The organism is Streptomyces sp. NPDC057445 (assembly GCF_042802855.1).
Lineage (GTDB): Bacteria > Actinomycetota > Actinomycetes > Streptomycetales > Streptomycetaceae > Streptomyces.
Map to the genome: position 1 here is coordinate 45,302 of NZ_JBHVDH010000019.1, position 24,755 is coordinate 70,056.

The window sequence follows — 24,755 nt, forward strand, 5'->3', positions numbered from 1 at the left end:
ATGCTGAAGTGCCGGAACCTCACTCATGGCTGCTCTCCGTGGCGTCACGGACCGCCGCGATGACGGTCTCTGCGTCGTGCGCGGTCAGCTGCGGCCCCATGGGAAGACTCAGCACCTCGGCGGCCAGCCGCTCGCTGCGCGGCAGCGGACCGTACGGCTCGCCCGCATAGGCGCCGCAGTGGTGGACGGCGACCGGGTAGTGCACCAGGGTCTCCACCCCGGCCGCGGCGAGGGCGGCGCGAAGCTCCTCACGGCGCGGGGTGCGCAGCACGTACTGGTGCCACACGTGCTCCGCCCAGGGCCGGACGTCCGGCGGGGCCACCCCCGGCAGCCCGGCGAGGCCTTCCGCGTACCGGGCCGCGATCGCGTTCCTGCGGGCGTTCCAGCCGTCCAGATACGGCAGTTTCACGCGCAGCGCGGCGGCCTGCATCTCGTCCAGCCGGGAGTTGGTGCCGCGTTCGTCGTGCCGGTACTTCACCCGCGAGCCGTAGTTGCGCAGCAGCCGGATCCGCTCCGCGAGCGCGGCGTCGGCGGTGACCACGGCGCCGCCGTCGCCCAGCGCCCCCAGGTTCTTGCCCGGGTAGAAGCTGAACGCCGCCGCGTACCGCGAACCGATGCGCCGGCCCCGGTAGCGGGCCCCGTGCGCCTGGGCCGCGTCCTCCACCACCGGGATGCCCCGAGGGGTGGCCACGGCGTCGATCGCGTCCAGGTCCACCGGGTGCCCGTAGGTGTGCACCGGCATGATGGCCCTGGTCCGCGGGGTGATCGCGGCCTCGATACGCGCGGGATCGATCAGAGGGGAGTCCGCCTCCGGCTCCACCGGAACCGGGCGGGCCCCGGTCGCGGACACCGCGAGCCAGGTCGCGATGAACGTGTGGCCGGGGACGATCACCTCGTCGCCCGGGCCGGCGCCCAGCGCCCGCAGCGTCAGCTCCAGGGCGTCCAGACCGCTGCCCACCCCGACACAGTGCTCGTTCTCGCAGTACCGGGCGTACTCCTCCTCGAACGCGGCCAGTTCCGGCCCGAGGAGATAGCGCCCGGAACGCGCCACCCGCAGCACCGCGGCGTCGATCTCCGCCTGCACCCCGTCCAGGGCGTGCAGTTCGCGCAGGTCGTGGAAGGGGACACGCGGCTCGCGCGCCAGGGCGGGCGACGTCACGGCCCCCTCCTCGCGTCCCGCAGGAACTCGTCGTACTCGCGGTAGTAGTCCGCCTCGTCGTAGTGCAGCGACGCCAGCACGAGGCTGACCGCGTCCTCGGAGAAGTCGCTGAGGTTCCGCCACACCATCGGGCCGATGTACAGCCCCTTGCCGGCGCCGTCGAGCCGGTACTCGGCCCGGTTGACCCCGTCGTCCACGGTGATCGTGAAACTGCCGTGGACGGCGATGATGAGTTGCTCCAGCGCCCGGTGGGCGTGCCCGCCGCGGGACGATCCGGTGTCCAGGTCGTGCAGGTAGTACACCCGCTGGATGGGAAAGCCGGCCGTCCACTCGGACTCGACGACCGACAGGCTGCCCCGCTCGTCGTTGTGCTGCTCCAAGTCGATGAAGGTGCAGGGCTTGACCCTGCCCACCTTCGTTTCTGGGGTGATGCCCACTGCCATGCGATCGCGCTCCCTGGTTGCCCTGGTCCTGGCCGGTGCCGTCAGGCGGGCCGGCTCAGCCGCGGACGACGGTGACGGGAAGATGACGGGCGGTCAGCTGGTCCGCCTCGTAGAACTCCGCCCTGTCGTGGTGGACCGTGAACGACGCGAACTCGTCGAAGGCCAGGTTGAGGAAGACCTTCGCCTCCATACGGGCGAGGAACGCGCCCAGGCAGTGGTGGATGCCGTGGCCGAACGCCATGTGCTTGTTCGCCGCGCGACGGACGTCGAACGTGTCCGGGTCCGGGAACTGCGCGGCGTCACGGTTGGCCGAGGCGCTCCACGCGGTGACCATCTGGCCGGCCTTCATCGGCACACCGAGGATGTCGGTGTCCTCCTTCAGCAGCCGGAAGATGTTGTTGAACGGGCTGCGGTAGCGCAGCGTCTCCTCGATCGCGCCCGCGATCAGCGAGCGGTCGGCACGCAGCTCGGCCTGCGCCCGCGGGTTCTCGTCCAGCACGATGAACAGGTTGCTCAGCAGCGTGGCGCTGGAGATGTGGCCCGCCGTCAGCAGGAGCGCGACGATGTTGACGATCTCCTCGTCGGTGAGCCGGCGCCCGTCGACCTCGGACTCGATCAGCCCGCTCATCAGGTCGTCGGCCGGCTCCGCCCGCTTCTCCGCGATCTTCCCGTAGAGGTACTCCGCCCACTCCTTGATGGCCGGGCCCATCGTCTCCGCGAAGTCGTCCGGAAGGTTCGGGTACTCCATCCCCTCGTTGTTGAGGATGACGTCGACCCACTCGCGGAACAGGTCCTGGTCCGCGGCCGGCACACCGAGCAGCTCGGCGATCACCGTCACCGGCAGCGGGTACGCCAGGTCCGTGACCGCGTCGATCTCGGTCCGGTCGCCCAGTCCGGCGAGCAGCTGACGGGTGATCTCCTCGATCCGCGGCTCCAGCGCGGCCATGCGGCGCGGTGTGAAAGCCTGGCTGACCAGCTTGCGCAGCGGGCCGTGCTTCGGCGGGTCGATACCGCCGAACGTACCCGGACCCATCAGCAACGCCAGCTCCTCGGGCACCGGGAAGACGGGCGAGAAGTCCGAGGAGAAGATCTGCGGATTGGTGGAGACGGTGTTGTAGTCCTCGTACGAGAAGACCTGCCAGGCAAAGCGCGTCGAGTCCCAGAACACGGGCGCCTCTGCGCGGCCCCGCGCGAACCACTCGAGCAACCGGCGGGCGTCGGCCCCCTCCGGCTGCGCCAGCGGGTGCGGCGCCTCTGCGCTCTCCGTGCCGTCCGGGGCCACGGCGTCCTCGGCCTGCGTGGTCTGTGTCGTCATATCGGCTTCCTCAGCTGAAGGTCGGCAGAAGTCTGGAGGGGGCTGCGGCGCGGCGGCGCTCAGCCCGAGGCGGCCGTGGCGGCCTTGGCGGGCGTCAGCAGCGCCTCGATCGCGTCGGCGGCGGCCGTGGGGCCGCCCGCGGACTCGATCTCTCCGCGCAGCCGCGCCACGGCGGCGCGTACGTTCTCGTCGTCCGCGAGCGCCAGCGCTCTCTCGCGGATCCGCTCGGGGGTGACGTCACTGCGCAGGATCTTGGCGCCCACGCCCAGCTGTTCCACCCGGGTGGCGGTCGCGTGCAGCTCCGCCATCTGCGGTACGGAGATCACCGGAACGCCCTCGGAGACGGCCTGGAGCACGGTGCTCGTCCCGCCGTGGTTGATCATCAGGGCCGCGTGCTCGAGCACCGCGCCCTGCGGCGCGAAGTCGTGCACCTGGATGTGCGCGGGAACCTCGCCCAGCTCGCCCTCGGCCACCCCGCCGGCGTGCGTGATCACGACATCCCACTCGAGGTCCGCGAATGCATCGACACAGGCGCGGAAGAACTCGGGCTGCTTGTTGTAGAGCGTGCCCAGGCTGATCAGGACCAGCGGCCGGCCGGTCCCCGGAGCCTCCCACTCGCCGTGGAAGGAGTTCGCGCTCGTGCACGGACCGACGAAGCTGACCTCCTCGCCGAAGGTCTCGCCCGCGTACTGGAACGCGCGCGGCAGGTAGACCAGTGCCGGCCCCGAGTGCACCTCGTCCGCGAACTCGCCGATGCCCTTGTCCACGTCGTGCTCGGCCAGCAGCCCCGCGATGACGCCGAACAGCTCACCGGTCTCCGGGTCCTGCTGCTGCTCCTCGGCCGTGTCGACCGGCGGGTGCAGCGACCAGTGCTCGTTCGCCACGTACGTGGGCGTACTGCGGATGACCGGGATGCCCCACTTGGCCGCCAGGATGTGGCCGCTCCAGAACGACGACGGGTCGCACACGAACACATCGGGACGGTTGTCGTCGAAGTGCTTCTCGAACTGTGGAAGCGTCTGCTGGGTCAGATCCAGCATCCACTTCATCATGTTCAGGAACTCCTGCTGGTCCGTGTACTCGGGCGAGTCCTGCTGCGGCACCATCGTGGCCAGGAACCGGTCCTGGTCCATCGGGTACGGGACGAACTCCGCGCCCGTCGCGAGGACCCGCTCGCCGTAGTTCTCGGACAGGGCATAGCTGACCCGGTGGCCACGCGCGACGAGCTCCCGCGCCACGGACAGCGTCGGATTCACATGACCTGCCGCGGGGAGGATGAAGAAGGCGATATGCGCCATCGAGGCAGCCTTTCGAGGCAATATGGATACGGCTTGTCGATGCAACGCAAATTACGGGCCGCAACACCATTGGCGCAAGTGAGGACTTGACATAGTTGCCCGCGGATCTGCAGTGCAGGAAAACCCTGTCCGGCGAGACTCAAACCACCTTCGAATGCCGCTCGCATTCCGCTGTATTACGGCTTGAATTTCCAGCCGTATTCGCGGCGACTTGACACAATCAGCTGCCATCACGCGGTCACTGCGCCGCGCTGCTGTTGGGTGTCAGGGGTCCGCGTACAGAGGAGATTCAGTCATGACCTGCCCTCATGCCGCCGCCGGATCCGTCCGCGCGTATCCGTTCGGCGACCGGGTCGACCTCGAACTCGATCCGGCCTACGGCGAACTCCGGGCCACCGAGCCCGTGGTGCGCGTACGCATGCCCTACGGCGGCGAGGCCTGGCTCCTCACCCGGCACGCGGACGTCAAGAAGGCCTCCGCCGACCCCCGCCTCAGCATGCACGCCGCCGCCGACCGGGACGTGCCCCGCGCCGCCCCCCGCGCCCTCGACTCCGTGGGCCTCATGGGCATGCCGCCCGAGGCCCACGCCCGGCTTCGCCGGCTCGTCTCGCGCGCGTTCACCGCCCGCCGCGTCGCCGCGATGCGCCCCCGCATCACCGAGATCACCCACGGTCTCATCGACGATCTCGTCGCCGGCGGCGGCCCCGCCGACCTGGTCGAGAAGCTCGCCCTGCCGCTGCCCACCTCCGTCATCTGCGAGATGCTCGGCATCCCGCACGCCGACCGCCACATCTTCCGGACCTTCACAGAGGCCCTGATGTCCGCGAGCCGCTACACCGAGGAGCAGGTCGGCCAGGCCGCCGAGGAGTACGCCGACTACCTGCGCGGATATGTGGCCGAGCGGCGCGCCAAGCCCGAGGACGACCTCCTCAGCGCCCTCATCGAGGCCCACGACGAAGGCGAGAAGCTCAGCGAGGACGAGCTCCTCATGCTCACCGGGGGCATGCTGATCGGCGGCCACGAGACCACGGCCAGCCAGCTCGCCGCCCACGTCCTGGTCCTCCTGCGCGACCGGACCCGGTACGAGGAGCTCTGCGCCCGCCCCGAACTGGTGCCCTCCGCCGTCGAGGAACTCCTGCGCGTCGTCCCGCTCTGGTCCAGCGTCGGCCCCAGCCGAGTCGCCACAGAGGACCTCGAGATCGGCGGCGTCACCATCCGCGCGGGCGAGGCCGTCGTCTACTCCCTCGCCTCCGCCAACCGGGACGAGGCCGTCTTCAAGGACGCCGGCGACTTCGTCCTCGACCGCGGGACCAACCCGCACATCGCCTTCGGACAGGGCCCGCACTACTGCCTCGGCGCACCGCTGGCCCGTGCCGAACTCCAGATCGCGCTGGAGGCCCTGACCGGCCGGCTTCCCGGTCTGCGCCTCGCGGTTCCCGCCGACGAACTCGAATGGCACGGCGAAATGCTCGTACGCGGGCTGGTGGAACTTCCCGTCACCTGGTGACGGGCGAATCCGGCGGGCTACCGGCCTGCTCTGTCCACCTGGACTGCTTGAACTGCTTGAACTGCTCGATGTGATCGCTCTGCTCGATCCGCAACCCCGCTCGATCCGCTTGGTCCGCTCGATCCGCTCGATCCGCTTGGTCCGCTTGTGGCTTTTCCGCACCTCATCTCTGTCTCTGGCTATGGAGAAACAATGACCCCGAAGACCGCTGAGCAGTACGTGGGTGACAACGACATAGCCGTCGTAGGGATGGCGTGCCGACTCCCCGGAGCCTCCACCGTCGAGGAATTCCTGCAGCTCCTTCGGACCGGCGGACAGGCCGTGACCCGGCAGCCCGACGGGACCTGGCGGGCCGCGCTGGAGAACCACGGAGAATTCGACGCGGAATTCTTCGGGATGAGCGCGGCACAGGCCGCCGCCACCGACCCGCAGCAGCGCCTCGTGCTCGAACTCGGCTGGGAGGCCCTGGAACACGCGGGAATCGTCCCTGCCCGCCTCCGCGGCACCCGCACCGGCGTCTACGTCGGTATCGCCTCCGACGACTACGCCACCCTCGCCCGCCGGACCGGCACCGCCGGCGGCCACAGCGCGGCCGGCCAGCACCGGGCGATGTCCGCCAACCGCCTCTCGTACCTCCTCGGCCTGCGCGGCCCGAGCATGGCCGTCGACACCGCGCAGTCCTCCGCGCTCGTCGCCGTCCACCTCGCCTGCGAGAGCCTGCGGTACGGCGAGACCGACCTGGCGCTCGTGGGCGGCGTCAACCTCGTCCTCGCCGACGACAGCACCACCAACATGGAGCTGATGGGCGCCCTGTCCCAGGACGGCCGCTGCTACACCTTCGACGCCCGCGCCAACGGCTACGTACGTGGCGAGGGCGGCGTGGCCCTCGTGCTCAAGCCGCTGCGCCGGGCCCTCGCCGACGGCGACCGGGTGCACTGCGTCATCAAGGGCGGCGCCGTCAACAACGACGGCGGCGGCCCGAGCCTCACCACCCCCGACCGCGAGGCCCAGCAGGCCCTGCTGCGCGAGGCCTGCGAGCGGGCCGGAGTCCCGGCCGGACGCATCCGTTACGTCGAGCTCCACGGCACCGGGACCCGCGCCGGGGATCCCGTCGAGGCGGCGGCACTCGGCGCCGTGCTCGGCGCGGCCCGCGCCCCCGGCACGGGCCCGCTCGCCGTGGGATCCGCCAAGACCAACGTCGGCCACCTCGAAGGCGCCGCCGGCGTCGTCGGCCTGCTCAAGGCCGCCCTCGCCGTCCGCGAGGGCGAACTGCCGCCCAGCCTCAACTACGAGACCCCCAACCCGGACATCCCGCTCGACGAACTGAACCTGCGCGTCCAGACCGAACTGGAGCCCTGGACCGAGCCGTCCGGGCAGCGCCGCCTGGCCGGTGTCTCCTCATTCGGCATGGGCGGCACCAACGCCCACCTCGTGCTGGAACAGGCCCCGGACACCGAGCCGGCCGCGGCCGGCCGACGGCTGCCGGTCGTGCCGGTGGTCGTCTCCGGCCGCACCGCAGAAGGCCTGCGCGACCAGGCCGCGCAGCTCAGCGCCCGTGTCGAACACGGCCTGGAGCTGGACCTCCTGGACGTCGCCTGGACCCTCGCGCGGGCCCGAACGGTCTTCGGGCACCGGGCCGTGGTGCTGGCCGGCGACCGCGAGGAACTGCTGACCCGGCTGGAGCGGTCCGCCGTCCACGGGATTGCCGGTGAGACCGGTCGTCGGGTGTTGGTGTTCCCGGGGCAGGGGACGCAGTGGGCGGGTATGGGCGCGGGCTTGTTGGAGTCCTCGCCGGTGTTCGCGGCTCGGCTTCGCGAGTGCGCGGATGCACTGGCCCCGTTTGTGGACTTCGATGTGGTCGAGGTGGTGCGTGGGGGCCGGGAGTTGGACCGGGTGGATGTGGTCCAGCCGGTGACCTGGGCCGTGATGGTTTCCCTCGCGGCGCTGTGGCGTTCGCTGGGTGTGGTGCCGGATGCGGTGGTGGGCCACTCGCAGGGCGAGATCGCTGCCGCTGCCGTGTCGGGCGTGTTGTCGTTGGAGGACGCGGCGCGGGTGGTGGCGCTTCGGGCGCGGGTAATCGGGCGGGAGCTGGCGGGGCTGGGCGGTATGGCTTCCATTCCGCTGCCGCAGGCGCGGGTGGTGGAGCGGCTCGGCTCGTGGTCCGGGCGGTTGGGTGTGGCTGCGGTCAACGGACCGTCCAGCACGGTGATCGCCGGGGACGCGGATGCGATTGTCGAGTTCGTCGCCGGATGCCGCGCCGAGGGCATCAGGGCGCGTCAGGTGCCGGTCGACTACGCCTCTCATTCGGCTCATGTGGAGCGGATCGAGGCCGAGCTGGCGAAGGTGCTGGCACCGATCATCCCGCGCCGCGCGGAGGTCCCGTTCTACTCGACCGTCGAAGGCGGCCTCGTCACGGACACGACGGTGCTGGATGCCGGGTATTGGTATCGCAATCTGCGGCACCCGGTGCGTTTCGAGGACACGGTACGGAGCCTCATTGAGGACGGCTTCGGCACCTTTGTGGAGTCCAGTGCGCATCCGGTGCTGACCATGGGCATCGAGGAGACCGCCGAGAGCGCGGGTGTGGATGCGCTGGTCAGTGGTTCGCTGCGCCGTGACGAGGGCGGTCTGGAACGCTTCCTGACCTCGGCGGCGGAGCTGTTCGTCCGTGGCATCGACATCGACTGGGCGGCCGTCTTCGAAGGCACCGGCGCCCGCCACGCCGACCTACCCACCTACCCCTTCCAGCGCACCCATCACTGGCTGTCCTCCGGCGACACCGACGAGCGGCCCGAGGCGCCCGCGCCCGATGCCGAGGAGACCCTGCTCAGCCGCGAACTGCAGGGCCGTTCCGCAGGCGAGCAGCTCGATCACGTACTTGAGCTGGTACGCGTTCATGCCGCCGCCGTGATCGGTCGCCCCTCCGCCGACGCGATCAGCCCCGAGAACACCTTCAAGGAGCAGGGCTTCGAGTCCGTCGACGGGATCGAGCTGCGCAACCGCCTGCGGTCCGCGACCGGTCTGCGGCTGCCCACCACCCTCATCTACGACTCGCCGACCCCGCTCGCCGTCGCCCGGCTGATTCGCGATGCCGCCGTCGAGGAGTCCGCCGCCGCGCCCGCGCGACCGGCCGCCCCGGCCCGGCGCGAGCAGCCGGTCCTCGACCAGGACGACGCCGTCGCGATTGTGGGGATGGCGTGCCGTTTCCCGGGTGGGGTGGGTTCGCCCGAGGGTTTGTGGGATCTGGTGGTTTCGGGTGCGGATGCGGTGTCGCCGTTTCCGGGGGACCGGGGCTGGGATGTGGAGGGGTTGTTCGATCCGGTGCCGGGTGTGGCGGGTCGGTCGTATGTGCGGGAGGGGGGTTTTCTGCACGGGGCGGGGGAGTTCGATGCGGGCTTCTTCGGTATTTCGCCGCGTGAGGCGGTGGCGATGGATCCGCAGCAGCGGTTGTTGCTGGAGACGTCGTGGGAGGCGTTGGAGCGGGCGGGGGTGCCGGCGTCCTCGTTGCGTGGTTCGCGCACCGGCGTCTTCGTCGGCGCCATGTCGCAGGAGTACGGCCCCCGTCTCCACGAGCCCGCCCAGGGCTACGAGGGCTACCTGCTCACCGGCACCACGGCCAGTGTCATGTCCGGCCGTATTTCCTATGCGCTGGGCCTGGAGGGTCCGGCGGTGACCGTCGACACGGCCTGCTCGTCGTCGCTGGTCGCGCTGCATCTGGCGGCCCAGTCGCTGCGGGCGGGGGAGTGCGACCTGGCCCTGGCCGGCGGAGTGGCAGTGATGACTGGCCCCGGCATGTTCGTGGAGTTCTCGCAGCAGCGGGGGCTGGCTGCGGACGGGCGTTGCAAGGCGTTCTCGGACGGTGCTGATGGCACGGGCTGGGCCGAGGGTGTGGGTGTGCTGTTGGTGGAGCGTTTGTCGGACGCGGTGCGTCGTGGGCATCGGGTGCTGGCGGTGGTGCGTGGTTCGGCGGTGAATCAGGACGGTGCGAGCAATGGGCTGACGGCGCCGAGCGGTCCGTCGCAGCAGCGGGTGATCCGGGCGGCGTTGGAGAGCGCGGGTCTGGGTGCTGGTGATGTGGACGTGGTCGAGGCGCACGGGACGGGCACGCGGTTGGGTGATCCGATCGAGGCGCAGGCGTTGCTGGCGACGTACGGTCGGCGGCCTGTGGGTGCGGAGCCGTTGTGGCTGGGGTCGTTGAAGTCGAACATCGGTCATGCGCAGGCGGCTGCCGGTGTGGGTGGTGTCATCAAGATGGTGATGGGGCTGCGGGAGGGTGTGCTGCCCAGGACGCTGCATGTGGATGCACCGTCGTCGGAGGTGGACTGGGATGCGGGTGCGGTTTCGCTGTTGACGGAGCGGCGGGAGTGGCCCGAGACGGGGCGGGTGCGGCGTGCGGGTGTGTCGTCGTTCGGTGTGAGTGGCACGAACGCGCACGTGATCCTTGAGCAGGCGCCCGTGCTTGAGCCGGTCGAGGAGCCGGTGACACGGGAACTCCCCGTCGTCCCCCTCGTCCTCACCGCCAAAACGGACGCGGCTCTGCGCGCACAGGCCACAAGGGTACGTGCGCATCTCGAACCTGCCGGTGAACTGCGGCCGTTGGACGCAGGCTTCAGCCTGGCCACCTCGCGCTCGGTCTTCGAACACCGTCAGGTCGTCCTGGGCACGGAAACCGTCGAGGGTGTTGTCTCGGCCGGTGGTCGTCGGGTGTTGGTGTTCCCGGGTCAGGGGACGCAGTGGGTGGGTATGGGTGCGGGCTTGTTGGAGTCGTCGCCGGTGTTCGCGGCGCGGCTTGGTGAGTGCGCGGATGCACTGGCCCCGTTTGTGGACTTCGATGTGGTGGAGGTGGTGCGTGGGGGCCGGGACCTGGACCGGGTGGATGTGGTCCAGCCGGTGACCTGGGCCGTGATGGTGTCCCTGGCGGCGTTGTGGGGTTCGCTGGGTGTGGTGCCGGATGCGGTGGTGGGTCATTCGCAGGGTGAGATCGCTGCCGCTGCCGTGTCGGGCGCGCTGTCGTTGGAGGATGCGGCGCGGGTGGTGGCGCTTCGGGCTCGGGTGATCGGGCGGGAGCTTGCGGGGCTGGGTGGTATGGCTTCCATTCCGCTGCCGCAGGCGCGGGTGGTGGAGCGGCTCGGCTCGTGGTCCGGGCGGTTGGGTGTGGCTGCGGTCAACGGGCCCTCGAGCACGGTGATCGCGGGGGATGCGGACGCGATTGTCGAGTTCGTGGCTGTGTGCCGGGAGGAGGGCATCAGGGCGCGTCAGGTGCCGGTGGACTACGCCTCTCATTCGGCTCATGTGGAGCGGATCGAGGCCGAGCTGGCGAAGGTGCTGGCACCGATCGTCCCGCGCCGGGCGGAGGTCCCGTTCTACTCGACCGTCGAGGGCGGTCTCGTCACGGATACGACGGTGCTGGATGCCGGGTATTGGTATCGCAATCTGCGGCACCCGGTGCGTTTCGAGGACACGGTACGGAGCCTCATTGAGGACGGCTTCGGCACCTTTGTGGAGTCCAGTGCGCATCCGGTGCTGACCATGGGTATCGAGGAGACCGCCGAGGACGCGGGTGTGGATGCGCTGGTCAGTGGTTCGCTGCGCCGTGACGAGGGCGGTCTGGAACGCTTCCTGACCTCGGCGGCGGAGCTGTTCGTCCGTGGCATCGACATCGACTGGGCGGCCGTCTTCGAAGGCACCGGCGCCCGCCACGCCGACCTTCCCACCTACCCCTTCCAACGCGAGCACTACTGGCACGAACCCGCCACCCCCGCCACCACCACCCACACCGGGACCACCGGCACCGAACCGTCCGGCACCGACGCCTGGCGCTACCGGACCACCTGGAAGGGCCTGGTCGGCGACTCCGCCCCCGCCCTCGACGGCCGCTGGCTCCTCGTCGTCCCGGCCGGTCCCGACGCCGCCCTCGCCGACGCGGTCGCCGCCACCGAGGCCGCGCTCACCCGGCACGGCGCCCGTACCGAGCGGCTGATCCTCGACCCGGCCACCGCGACCCGTGAGGAACTGACCGCGCGCCTGTCCTCGTACGAGGGCCTCACCGGCGTCCTCTCCCTGCTCTCGCTCACCCGCACCCCTGAATCCGTCCCCGCGAGCCTCGCGCTCGTGCAGGCCGCCGGTGACGCAGAGATCACCCCCTGCCGTCTCTGGGCGCTGACGCAGCAGGCGGTCTCCGTCGCCCCCGGCGAGCTGCCCGACGACACCGGGGCGCAGATGTGGGCCTTCGGCCGGGTCGCCGCCCTCGAACTGCCCTCCCTGTGGGGCGGTGTGATCGACCTGCCTGCCGAGCCCGACGCGCGCGCCTTCGACCGCGTGGCCGCCGCGCTGGCCCAGGGCGGCCGGCCCGGGGCCGAGGACCAGATCGCCGTACGGGCCTCCGGCGCCTACGGCCGCCGGGTCACCCGGGCCCGCGGCGCCGGAACACCCGGCACCCGCTGGAGCGCCCGCGGCACCGTCCTCATCACCGGCGGAACCGGCGCGCTCGGCGCCCAGGTCGCCCGATGGGCCGTACGGCAGGGCGCCCGACACCTCGTACTGACCAGCCGGCGGGGCCCGGACGCGCCCGGCGCACCCGAGCTGACCGCAGAACTCCACGCGCTCGGTGCCGAGGTGACCATCGCCGCCTGCGACGTCTCCGACCGGGACGCGCTCGCCGCGCTCCTCGACGCACACCCGCCGACCGCCGTCTTCCACACGGCCGGCGTCCTCAACGACGGCGTGATCGACGCGCTCTCCGGCGACGCCTTCCGCGAGATCCGCGCCCCGAAGGCCGACGCGGCCCGCCATCTGCACGAACTCACCGCCGCCCGGGGCCTGGAGCTCGACGCGTTCGTGCTCTTCTCCTCCGTCACCGGCACCTGGGGCAACGGCGGCCAGGCCGCCTACGCCGCCGCCAACGCCTCGCTCGACACGCTCGCCGAGCGGCGTCGCGCCGAGGGCCTGCCCGCCACCTCCATCGCCTGGGGCCTGTGGGGCGGCGGCGGCATGGCCGAAGGCGCCGGCGAGGAGAGCCTGAGCCGCCGCGGCATCAGGGCCATGGACCCGGAACAGGGCATCGAGGCCCTGCACCGGGCTCTCGACCTCGGCGACACCTGCGTCACCGTCGTCGATGTCGACTGGGCGGACTTCGCACCGCGTACCGACGCGCTGCGCCCCGGCCCCGTCTTCGACACCGTGCCAGAGGCCCGCCGCGCCCTGGAGGCCGAGCGGCAGAAGAACGCCGCCGAGTCCACCGCCGGACCGGCCGAAGGGCTCGCCCGGCGTCTCGCCGGACTGCCCGCAGCGGAACGCACCCGCATCCTCGTCGAACTGGTACGCGGCGAGGCGGCCGCGGTGCTGCGGCACGCCAGCACCGACGCCGTCCTGGCCGACCGGGCCTTCAAGGACGCCGGCTTCGACTCGCTCACCGCCCTCGAACTGCGCAACCGCATCAACGCGGCCACCGGACTGACCCTGCCCACGACCGTCGTCTTCGACCGGCCCAGCCCGGCCGTGCTCGCCGAGTACGTGCTCGGCAAGCTGCTCGGCGAGACCCCGGCAGCCGCACCCGCCGCCCCGGCGGCCACCACCGCCGCCGACGACGCGTCCGACCCCGTCGTCATCGTCGGCATGGCCTGCCGCTACCCCGGCGAGGCGAACACCCCCGAGGCACTGTGGGATCTCGTCATGGCCGAACGCGACGTCATCGGCGCCGCGCCCGCCGACCGCGGCTGGAACCTGGACGAGGTGTACGACCCGGATCCGGAGAACGGCCGGCGCGGTACGACGTACGTCCGCGAGGGCGGCTTCCTGCACGAGGCGGCGGAGTTCGACGCCGAGTTCTTCGGCATCTCCCCCCGCGAGGCCCTGGTGATGGACCCCCAGCAGCGCCTGCTGCTGGAGACCTCCTGGGAAGCGCTGGAGCGCGCGGGCATCGACCCGCTCTCGCTCCGCGGCAGCCGCACGGGCGTGTACGCGGGCCTCACGCACCAGGAGTACGCCTCCCGGCTGCACGAGGCCGACGAGGAGCACGAGGGCTACCTGCTCACCGGCAAGTCCGCGAGCGTCGTGTCGGGGCGCATCTCCTACGTTCTGGGCCTGGAAGGCCCCTCGGTCTCGATCGACACGGCCTGCTCGTCCTCGCTGGTCGCGCTGCATCTGGCCGCCCAGGCCGTGCGGGCGGGCGAGTGCGACCTGGCCCTCGCCGGCGGGGTGACGGTCATGGCCGCACCCGGGCTCTTCGTGGAGTTCTCCCGACAGCGCGGCCTGGCCGCCGACGGCCGGAGCAAGGCCTTCTCCGACGCGGCCGACGGCACCAGCTGGGGCGAGGGCGCGGGCATGGTCCTGGTCGAGCGGCTCTCCGACGCGATACGCAGGGGACACCCGGTGCTCGCCGTCATCCGTGGCGAGGCCGTGAACCAGGACGGCGCCAGCAACGGTCTCGCCGCCCCCAACGGGCCTTCCCAGGAACGTGTCATCGCGCAGGCGCTCGCCAACGCCGGGCTCGGAGTCCAGGACATCGACGCGGTCGAGGCCCACGGGACGGGCACGCGGTTGGGTGATCCGATCGAGGCGCAGGCGCTGCTGGCGACGTACGGTCGGCGGCCTGCGGATGCGGAGCCGTTGTGGCTGGGGTCGTTGAAGTCGAACATCGGTCATGCGCAGGCCGCCGCCGGTGTGGGTGGTGTCATCAAGATGGTGATGGCGCTGCGGGAGGGTGTGCTGCCCAGGACGCTGCACATCGACGCACCGTCCTCGCAGGTGGACTGGGAGTCCGGTGCGGTCTCGCTGCTCACCGGGGCCCGGAAGTGGCCCCACGTGGACCGGCCGCGCCGGGCCGGTGTGTCCGCGTTCGGTGTGAGTGGCACGAACGCGCACGTGATCCTGGAGCAGGCACCTCTGCCGGAGTCCGCCGAGGGAGCCGCGACACGGGAACTGCCCGTGGTTCCGCTGGTGTTGTCCGCCAAGACGGCGGCCGGGCTGCGCGAACAGACCGACCGGCTGCGTACCCGGCTGGATCGCGAGAGCGGCCTGCGGCCCCTGGACGTCGGCCACACGCTGGCGGCCTCGCGCTCGGTCTTCGAGCACCGGCAGGTCACGTTGGGGACGACGGTGTTGGAGGGTGTTGTCTCGGCCGGTGGTCGTCGGGTGTTGGTGTTCCCGGGGCAGGGGACGCAGTGGGCGGGTATGGGCGCGGGCTTGTTGGAGTCCTCGCCGGTGTTCGCGGCTCGGCTTCGCGAGTGCGCGGATGCACTGGCGCCGTTTGTGGACTTCGATGTGGTCGAGGTGGTGCGTGGGGGCCGGGAGCTGGACCGGGTGGATGTGGTCCAGCCGGTGACGTGGGCGGTGATGGTGTCGCTGGCGGCGCTGTGGCGTTCGCTGGGTGTGGTGCCGGATGCCGTGGTGGGTCATTCGCAGGGCGAGATCGCTGCCGCCGCCGTCTCGGGTGCCCTGTCGCTTGAGGACGCGGCGCGGGTGGTGGCGCTTCGGGCCCGGGTGATCGGACGGGAGCTTGCGGGGCTGGGCGGTATGGCTTCCATTCCGCTTCCGCAGGACCGGGTCGAGGAGCGGCTGGAAGCGTGGTCCGGGCGGTTGGGTGTGGCTGCGGTCAACGGGCCCTCGAGCACGGTGATCGCGGGGGACGCGGACGCGATTGTCGAGTTCGTGGCCCTGTGCCGGGAGGAGGGCATCAGGGCGCGTCAGGTGCCGGTCGACTACGCCTCTCATTCGGCTCATGTGGAGCGGATCGAGGCCGAGCTGGCGAAGGTGCTGGCACCGATCATCCCGCGCCGCGCGGAGGTCCCGTTCTACTCGACCGTCGAAGGCGGCCTCGTCACGGACACGACGGTGCTGGATGCCGGGTATTGGTATCGCAATCTGCGGCACCCGGTGCGTTTCGAGGAGACGGTGCGGGCGCTGCTGGGCAAGGGCTTTGGCACGTTTGTGGAGTCCAGTGCGCATCCGGTGCTGACCATGGGTATCGAGGAGACCGCCGAGGAGGCGGGTGTGGATGCGCTGGTCAGTGGTTCGCTGCGCCGTGACGAGGGCGGTCTGGAACGCTTCCTGACCTCGGCGGCGGAGCTGTTCGTCCGTGGCATCGACATCGACTGGGCGGCCCTCTTCGAAGGCACCGGCGCCCGCCACGCCGACCTACCCACCTACCCCTTCCAGCGCAGGCGTTACTGGGCACCGACCTCACCGGCAGGTGTGGGAGAGGCGGCCGCCGCACGCTTCGGCATGGCCTGGGACACCCACCCCCTGCTGGGCGGTGCGCTGCCGCTCGCCTCCACCGGCGAGGTGGTGTTCGGGGGCCGGATCTCGCTCTCCGACCACCCGTGGATCGCCGATCATGCGGTCTTCGGCCGGACCCTGCTGCCCGGCACCGCCTTTGTCGAACTCGCTCTCCACGCCGCCGCCGCGACCGGCTGCGCCGGCCTGGAGGAGCTGGGCCTCGAGGCGCCGCTCGTCCTCGGCGGGCGTGGCGCGGCGCGGATCCAGGTTCGCGTCGAGGCGGCCGACGAGAGCGGCCGCCGCCGGGTGACCGTGCACTCCCGTACCGAGGACGCCGACGCCGCGGCCGGATGGACCCGGCACGCCACCGGTGTGCTCACCCCGGCCGCCGCACCCCCGCCGGAGGCCGACTGGGCCGGCCGGTCCTGGCCGCCGGCCGGTGCCGAGCGTGTCGAAGCGGACGATGTGTACGGGCAGTTCGCGGATCTCGGCTACGAGTACGGTGAGGTGTTCGCCGGCATCGAAGCGTTGTGGCGGCGGGACGGTGAGGTGTTCGCCGAGATCCTGCTGCCCGGCCGCGCCCGGGCCGACGCGGTCGCGTACGGACTGCACCCGGCCCTGCTGGACGCCGCACTCCAGCCGTGGCTGGCCGGTGGGCTGCTCGACGTACCGGACGGTTCCGTACTGCTGCCTTTCGCCTGGCAGGGAATCGCCCTGCACGCGGCCGGCGCCGACGCGCTGCGCGTCCGTATCGCACGGTCCGGCGACGGCGCGGTCTCCCTGGAGGCCGTCGACCTCGGCGGCGCACCCGTCCTCACCCTCGGCGCGCTGGTCATGCGGCCCGTCGAGCGGGAACGTCTGGAGGCGCTGCTCGGTGCCGCCGGGAGCGAACTGCCGTTGTACCGCGTCGCCTGGGAGCGTGGCACCACCGCACCGGAGCCGCTGCGGCACCTGGCCGTGATCGGACCTGACACGCCCGTCATCGCCGGCGCGGGCCACCCGGCCACCACCGTCAGCGCCTACGCCGGTATCGCCGCGCTGCGAGCCGCCGTCGCCGACGGGGCACCCGTGCCGGATGCCGTGGTCGTGGCCTTCCCGGCCGGCACCGGCACCGGCACCGGCACCGGCACCGACGCCGACGCCGTGCGCGAGGTCACCGGACGGGGCCTGGCCCTCGTCCAGGAATGGCTCGCCCAGGACGGACCGCTCGCCGACGCCCGACTGGCCGTGCTCACCGAACGGGCCGTGGCCGCCGGGCCGGGGGAGAGCCTGCCCGGACTCGCGGGTGCCGGCCTGTGGGGCCTCGTACGCTCCGCCCAGACCGAACACCCGGGCAGGTTCACGCTCGTCGACACCGACGGTACGGACGCCTCGGCGGGCGCACTGGCAGGGGCGCTCGGCACCGGCGAACCCCAGCTGGCCCTGCGGGAGGGCGGGATACGCACTCCCGCGCTCGCCCGCCGGGAGGAGGCCGCCCCGGATGGCGCAGGCGCGGCCGACGCGGGCGTGGCCGGCGCTGAGTCCGCCGGGAGCCCGTTCGACCCGGACGGGACCGTCCTCGTCACCGGCGCCACCGGCACGCTCGGCACGCTGCTCACCCGCCACCTCGTCACCGCGCACGGCGCCCGCCGGCTGCTGCTCGTCAGCCGCAGCGGACCGGCAGCCGCAGGAGCCGCGGAGCTGGAGCGGGAACTGTCCGCGCTCGGCGCCCGGGTGGAGATCGGCGCATGCGACACGGGCGACCGCTCCGCGGTGGAGGCACTGCTCGCGCGCATCCCCGCCGAGCACCCGCTGACCGCCGTGATCCACGCGGCCGGTGTGCTCGACGACGGCGCGATCACCGCTCTCGATCCGGAGCGGCTGGGCGCCGTGCTCCGGCCCAAGGCCGACGCCGCACTGCATCTGCATGAACTGACCGCCCATCTGCCGCTGTCCGCGTTCGTCCTGTTCTCCGGTGCCGCCGGGCTCCTCGGCCGCCCCGGCCAGGCCAACTACGCCGCCGCGAACACGTTCCTGGACGCCCTGGCCGCACACCGCCGGGCCACCGGTCTGCCCGCCCACTCCCTGGCCTGGGGCCTGTGGGGCGAGACCAGCGGCATGACGGGACACCTCTCCGGCACCGACCTGCGCCGTATGCGGCGCTCCGGCATCGCACCCATGAGCAACGAGCAGGGCCTCGCCCTCTTCGACCGGGCCCTCGCCGCGCCCGGCGACGAGGCGCTGCTCGTGCCGCTGCGCCTGGACGCCTCGGCCCTGCGCCGGGAACAGGCCGCCCACGGCACCGACGCCGTGCCCGTCCTCCTGCGCGCCCTGGTCCCCGCCGCCACCGGAGCGCGGGCCACGGCCGCCGGCCGGACGGACACCGCGCAGGCCGGGGACCCCGGCCCGTCGGAGGGCGCAGCCCAGGCACTGGCCCAGCGCCTGGTGGGTCTCGACGACACGGCCCGCGCCCGGGCGCTGGACACCCTCGTACGCACCGAGGTCGCCGTCGTGCTCGGCTTCACCGGACCCGACGCCGTCGACCCCGCCCGCGCCTTCCGCGACATCGGCTTCGACTCGCTCACCGCGGTCGAACTCCGCAACCGGCTCAACGCCGCGACCGGGCTGCGGCTCGCCGCCGCCGTCGTCTTCGACCACCCCACCGCCCAGGCCCTCGCCGGACACATCGGCGAGGAACTGCGCACCGCGCAGAGCGGCGGCCGGGAAGCGGGCGAGGCCGCGCTCGCCGGCCTCGACGCCCTCGAAACGGCCCTCGCGGCCATGGCCGAGGACGACATCCGACGCGAGACGGTCAACCGCCGACTGGCCGCGCTCGTCGCCGCGGCCGGCACCGGGCCGGGCCCCGTGGACCTCCCGGCGGCCGGGCCGCGACTCGAATCGGCCGACGACGACGAACTTTTCGCCTTCATCGAGGAGCAGCTGTGACGGGAAGCGCCGTACCCGAGAACGCCGGCCGGACCGCGGGCGGAGCCGACAACACCGACAGGATCCGCGACTACCTCAAGCGGGTCACCGCCGAACTCGTCGCCACCCGCGCCCGGCTGCGCACCGCGGAGGAGGCCGCGGAAGCGGCCCGCGAGCCCATCGCGATCGTGTCGATGAGCTGCAGGATGCCCGGTGGTGCCGACACCCCCGAAGCGCTCTGGCAGCTCCTGGCGTCCGGCACCGACGCCGTCTCCGGCCTGCCCGGGGACCGCGGCTGGGACCTCGACGCCCTCTACGATCCCGACCCCGACGCCCACGGCACGAGCTACGCCCGCGAAGGCGGCTTCCTCCACGACTGCGCCGACTTCGACCCCGAGTTCTTCGGCATCTCGCCCCGCGAGGCCCTCGCCATGGACCCGCAGCAGCGGCTCCTGCTGGAGACCGCCTGGGAGGCCTTCGAGCGGGCAGGCCTCGACCGGGACGCCGTACGCGACAGCCGCACCGGCGTGTACGCGGGCGTGATGTACGACGACTACGGCGCGCGCATCCCGCACATCCCCGGCGGCCGTACCCCCGAAGGCCTCGAGGGTTACCTCGTCAACGGCAGCGCGGGCAGTGTCGCCTCGGGGCGCGTGTCCTACACCTTCGGACTGCGCGGGCCCGCCGTCACCGTCGACACCGCCTGCTCCTCCTCGCTCGTCGCCCTCCACCTCGCCGCGCAGGCCCTGCGCGCCGGCGAGTGCGACCTGGCCCTGGCGGGCGGTGCGACCGTACTGGCCACGCCCACCATGTTCATCGACTTCTCGCGCCAGCGCGGCCTGGCCGCCGACGGACGCTGCAAGGCGTTCGCCGAGGCGGCCGACGGCACCGGCTTCGGCGAGGGCGCCGGCATGCTGCTCCTCCAGCGGCTCTCCGACGCCCGGCGCGAGGGCCGTACCGTCCTCGCCGTCGTCCGCGGCTCCGCCGTCAACCAGGACGGCGCCGGAAACGGTCTCACCGCGCCCAACGGCCCCGCCCAGCAACGCGTCATCCGTGCCGCCCTGCACAGCGCCCGGCTCACCGCCGACCAGGTCGACGCCGTCGAGGCGCACGGCACCGGCACCCGGCTCGGCGACCCCATCGAGGCAGAGGCCCTGCTCGCCACCTACGGCCGCGGCCGACCCGCGCACGCGCCCCTGCTGCTCGGCTCGCTGAAGTCCAACATCGGCCACGCCCAGGCCGCCGCCGGGGTGGCCGGGGTCATCAAGACCGTGCTGGCCCTGCGGCACGGCATCCTGCCCAGGACCCTGCACGCAGAGGTGCCCTCCACCCGTATCGACTGGTCGGCCGGCGAGGTCTCCCTGCTCAACGAGCACACCCCCTGGCCCGACCGGGCGGACGAACCGCGCCGCGCCGGTGTCTCCGCCTTCGGCGCCAGCGGCACCAACGCCCACGTCATCCTGGAGTCCCCGCCCGAGCCCGAGTCCGCCCCGGCGCGCCGGAAGGCTGCCCCCGGGACCCCGGGAACGCCGCCGTCCAAGCCCGCCGCCCCGGCGGCCGAGGTGAGCGAGACCGAGGCGGAAGAGACCGGGGTGAGCGGGGCCGACGCGAGCGGGACCGGGGTGAGCGGGGCCGACGCGGACGAGACCGACGCGAGCGGGACCGGGGCGCCCGCCCAGGACACCGGCCCCGTCTTCGCGGGCGGCACCGCCTGGACCCTTTCCGCCCGGGACGAGGCCACGCTGCGGGCCCAGGCACGGCGGCTTGCCGATCACCTCGACGGGCGCGGGCCGGGGAACCCCGACCCGGCCCTCGTGGCCGGTGTGCTCGCCCACCACCGGACCGCGTTCGCCCGACGGGCCGTCGTGCTCGGGGACGACGGCGACAGCCTGCGGCGCGGGCTCGAGGCGCTCGCCGCGGGCGAAGGCGCCGCGGGGCTGGTCACCGGGCGGGCCGTCGCCGGGCGCCGTACCGCGTTCCTCTTCACCGGGCAGGGCAGCCAGCGGCCCGGCACGGGACGGGAACTGTACGCGGCCCAGCCGGAGTTCGCCCGCGCACTCGACGAGATCTGCGAGGCGTTCGAGCCCCACCTGGCGCGCCCGCTGCGCGAGGTGATGTTCGCCGAGCCCGGCTCGGCCGATGCCGCGCTGCTGGACCGCACCGAGTACACCCAGCCCGCGCTGTTCGCACTCGAGGCCGCGCTCCACGCCCTCGTCACCTCCCGGGGCATTCGCCCCGACGCCGTGGCCGGCCACTCCGTCGGCGAGATCACCGCCGCCTACGTCGCCGGGGTCTTCCCGCTCGCCGACGCGGCCCGGCTCGTCGCCGCCCGCGGCCGCCTCATGGGCGAGCTGCCCGGGGGAGGCGCGATGGCCGCCCTGCAGGCGAGCGCAGAGGAAGTCCTGCCGCAACTGGCCGGCCGGGAGGCCGAGATCGACCTCGCCGCGGTCAACGGACCGGCCGCCGTCGTCGTCGCCGGAGACGAGGGCGCCGTCGCGGAACTGGTCGACCACTGGAAGAGCCGCGGCCGGGCCGCGAAGCGGCTGAAGGTCAGTCACGCCTTCCATTCGCCGCACATGGACGGCATGTTGACACAGTTCGCATCCGTCGCTCGCGGTCTCGACTACCGCGAGCCCAGGATTCCTCTCATGTCGAACCTGACCGGAGAGCTCGCCGCGGGCGACGCGCTGTGCGGCGCGGACCACTGGGTCCGTCACGCGCGCCGGCCGGTGCGGTTCCTCGACGGTCTGCGCGCGCTGCGCGCCGACGGCATCGACACCTTCGTCGAACTCGGCCCGGACGCCGTGCTCACCGCCATGAGCCGCACCATCCTCGACACGGACGCGGCGGACGGCGACGGCGCCGCGCTCACCCTGCCCGTGCTGCGCCGCGGCCGGCCGGAGGCCGCCGCGTTCGACCGGGCCGTCGCCACCGCCTACGTCAACGGCCTGCCCGCGCGGCTGGCCCCCGTCCCGGAACCGGGAGCCGCCACGGCCCTGGCCGCCGAACTGCCCACGTACGCCTTCCGGCGCACCCGGCACTGGCTGGACGCGCCCGCGCCCCAGGCCCCGCTCACCTCCGCCGGGGTGGACCCCGCCGGCCATCCGCTGCTCGCCGCCGCCGTCGAACTCCCCGACGCGCAGGGCACCGTGTGGACCGCCACGCTGTCCACCCGCACCCACCCGTGGCTGGCCGAGCACACGCTCGCGGGACGCCCCGTCGTCCCCGGCACGGCGCTGCTGGAACTCGCCCTCACCGCGGCCGGTGACGACGCCCGGATCGCCGAACTGACCTTCGAGAACCCTCTTGTGCTGCCCGGCGACGCGCCCGTGCGGCTGCGCGTGCGGCTCGGCCCCGCCGAGGCCGACGGCTCACGCCCGGTCAGCGTGCACTCCGCCCCGGCCGCCGCCGGCGCCCCCTGGACTCCCCATGCCACGGGCCGCACCGAGCCCGCCACGACAGGAGACCACCGGGACCACGGAGACCACGATGATCTCGAAGCCTTCGCCGACCTGACCGGCGAGTGGCCGCCGCCCGGTGCAGAAGCCGTCTCCCTCGACGAGGAGCACGAGCGCTTCGCCGCCGCCGGCATCGGCTACGGGCCCGCCTTCCAGGGCCTGCGGGCCACCTGGCGGGTCGGCACCGACGTCCACGCGTACGCCGCCCTGCCCGAACCGGAGGCCGCAGAGGCCGCCGCGTACGGGCTGCACCCCGCGCTGCTCGACGCCGCCCTGCACGCCGTCACCGCCGGCCGGGAGGACGCCCACGGACTCGTGCCCTTCTCCTGGACCGGCGTCACCCTGTACGCGCGGGGCGCCGACGCCCTGCGGATACGGATCTCCCCGGCCGGGCCCGACGCCGTCACGGTCACCGCCGCCGACCCCGCCGGCCGGCCCGTCCTCGCCGCGCGTTCCCTCGCGCTGCGCCGGGCCGCCACCGACCGCGTCGCCGCCGCGCCCACCGCACAGCCACCGCTGCTGCGCCCCACCTGGACGCCGCTCGACGCCGGCTCCGCAACGCCGGAGCAGGCCACCTGGTACCTCCTGGGCGACCACGAACCGGCCCTCGCCGAAGCCCTGGCCGCCAACGGATCGACCGTACTCGCCGCCGCCGACCCGGCCGGCGTACCGGCCACCGGCGCGGCGCACGTCCTGGCCGACCTGCGCGGCGCGGACGACCCGCACCTGGCCGGTCACCGGGCCCTGGCGCTCGCCCAGGCCTGGCTGGCCGCCGAACACCCCGCGCCGGCCCGTCTCACCGTCCTCACCCACGGCGCCGTCGACGCCGCCGGCCCCGTCACCGACCCGGCCGCCGCCGTGGTCTGGGGCCTGCTGCGCTCCGCACAGGCCGAACACCCGGGCCGCTTCGCCCTGGTGGACATCGACGAGGACCCGGCCTCCTACGCCGCCCTGCCCGCGGCGCTCACCCGCCGCGACGAGGCGGACCAGCTCGCCCTGCGCGCCGGAGTCCCGCACGCCCCGGCCGTCGTCCGCGCCGAAGGCGCCGCCGTCGCCCTCGGCTGGAACCCCGACGGCACGGTGCTCGTCACCGGCGGCACCGGCGGCCTCGGCGCCGCCGTCGCCCGCCACCTGGTCACCACGCACGGCGTACGCCACCTTCTGCTGACCAGCCGGCGCGGACCGGACGCCCCCGGGGCCGCCCGCCTGACCGCCGAACTCGCCGCAGCGGGCGCCACCGCCGTGGTCGCCGCCTGCGACGCCGCCGACAGCACCGCCCTCGCCGCTCTCCTCGCCCGCATCCCCGCCGACCACCCGCTCACCGGCGTGGTCCACACCGCGGGCGTGCTCGACGACGGTCTGCTCACCGCCCAGGACCCCGCCCGCCTCGACGCCGTACTGCGGCCCAAGGCCGACGCGGTCCGGGTCCTGCACGATCTCACCCGGGAGCTGGAGCTCGACGCGTTCGTGCTGTTCTCCTCCGCCGCGGGCATCCTCGGCAGCGCCGGACAGGCCACCTACGCCGCGGCCAACGCCCACCTGGACGCCTTCGCCTCCTGGCGACGGGCCCAGGGCCTGCCCGCCACCTCCCTCGCCTGGGGCCCATGGGCAGGCGACGGCATGGCCGGCGAACTGACCGGCGCCGACGCCGCCCGGCTGCGCCGCAGCGGGCTCGTCGCCCTCCGCCCCGAGGAGGCGCTCGCCCTCTTCGACGAGGCCTGCGCCCGGGAGGAAACGGTCCTGCTGCCACTGCGGTTCGACCCGGCGGCCGCCCGCGGCGCGGGCCGCGAACTTCCCCCGGTGCTGCGCACCCTGGCCGCACCGACGGCCCGCCGCCCGGCAGCGGCCGGCACCGAGGCCAAGGCCGTCACCTCCGGACCGCGCCGCGCCGCGCTCGCCGACCGGGTCGCGGGCCTGCCCCGCGGCGAACGCGCCGCGCTCGTCCTCGAACTCGTACGCACCGAGGTCGCGGCCGTACTCGGCCACGCGAGCCCGGCCGGGATCCCGGCCGACCGCAGCTTCAAGGAAGCCGGCTTCGACTCGCTCACCGCCGTCGAACTGCGCAACCGGCTCACGGCCGCGACCGGCCTTCGGCTGACCGCGACCCTCGTCTTCGACCACCCGACGCCGCTGGCCCTCGCCGCACACCTCGACGAGGAACTGCCCGGCGCGGAGGCCGCCGTACTCGACCTGCTCGGACAGCTCGCAGAGGCCACCGCCCGGGCCGACCTCGACGAGGCCGCCCGGCAGGCCGTCACAGGACGGCTCAGGGCACTGATCGACGGACTCGGCAGCGCCGCCGGGACACCGGAGACCGGCGCCCCCGACCCCGGCACACCGGACACCGGCAACGTCACCGAACTACTCCATTCCGCCTCCGACGACGAGCTGTTCCAGCTGCTCGACAGCGGCTTCCGCACTGCGTGAAGCCCGGCACCGACACCTCCAGGGGAGAG

7 protein-coding genes are annotated in these 24,755 nt (G+C 73.1%); 3 read left to right on the forward strand and 4 right to left on the reverse strand.

Annotation, left to right across the window (positions count from 1 at the left end; genetic code table 11):
- Window positions 1–19 precede the first annotated feature (19 nt).
- Genes ACFU5O_RS29240 through ACFU5O_RS29255 form a run of 4 tightly spaced genes read right to left on the reverse strand, consistent with a single transcriptional unit; the run spans window position 20 to window position 4,215 of the window.
- Window positions 20–1,159 carry a DegT/DnrJ/EryC1/StrS family aminotransferase gene (locus tag ACFU5O_RS29240; RefSeq protein WP_384245083.1) on the reverse strand — a complete coding sequence of 380 codons (1,140 nt, stop codon included), beginning with the start codon at window positions 1,157–1,159 and terminating at the stop codon, window positions 20–22.
- The gene (locus ACFU5O_RS29245) at window positions 1,156–1,602 is read right to left on the reverse strand and encodes a sugar 3,4-ketoisomerase (protein WP_384245085.1); all 447 of its coding nucleotides are present in this window, start codon (window positions 1,600–1,602) and stop codon (window positions 1,156–1,158) included. Before ACFU5O_RS29245 ends, ACFU5O_RS29240 begins: the two co-directional genes overlap by 4 nt.
- Before the next feature lie 55 nt (window positions 1,603–1,657).
- Window positions 1,658–2,917, reverse strand: a complete 1,260-nt coding sequence (locus ACFU5O_RS29250; RefSeq protein WP_384245087.1) for a cytochrome P450 — start codon at window positions 2,915–2,917, stop codon at window positions 1,658–1,660.
- A 59-nt stretch (window positions 2,918–2,976) separates the two neighbouring features.
- Window positions 2,977–4,215 carry a macrolide family glycosyltransferase gene (locus ACFU5O_RS29255; protein WP_384245089.1) on the reverse strand — a complete coding sequence of 413 codons (1,239 nt, stop codon included), beginning with the start codon at window positions 4,213–4,215 and terminating at the stop codon, window positions 2,977–2,979.
- Window positions 4,216–4,510: 295 nt separating this feature from the next.
- On the opposite strand from ACFU5O_RS29255, the gene ACFU5O_RS29260 reads away from it, so the two are divergent.
- The 3 genes from ACFU5O_RS29260 to ACFU5O_RS29270 all read left to right on the forward strand — a co-directional run bounded on the left by ACFU5O_RS29260 (window position 4,511) and on the right by ACFU5O_RS29270 (window position 24,726).
- Window positions 4,511–5,722 carry a cytochrome P450 gene (locus ACFU5O_RS29260; RefSeq protein ID WP_384245091.1) on the forward strand — a complete coding sequence of 404 codons (1,212 nt, stop codon included), beginning with the start codon at window positions 4,511–4,513 and terminating at the stop codon, window positions 5,720–5,722.
- A gap of 192 nt (window positions 5,723–5,914) precedes the next feature.
- Entirely contained in the window at window positions 5,915–18,862 is a 12,948-nt protein-coding gene (locus tag ACFU5O_RS29265; RefSeq protein WP_384245092.1) for an SDR family NAD(P)-dependent oxidoreductase, read from the forward strand.
- Entirely contained in the window at window positions 18,814–24,726 is a 5,913-nt protein-coding gene (locus tag ACFU5O_RS29270) for an SDR family NAD(P)-dependent oxidoreductase (protein ID WP_384245173.1), read from the forward strand. Before ACFU5O_RS29265 ends, ACFU5O_RS29270 begins: the two co-directional genes overlap by 49 nt.
- Window positions 24,727–24,755: the final 29 nt, after the last annotated feature.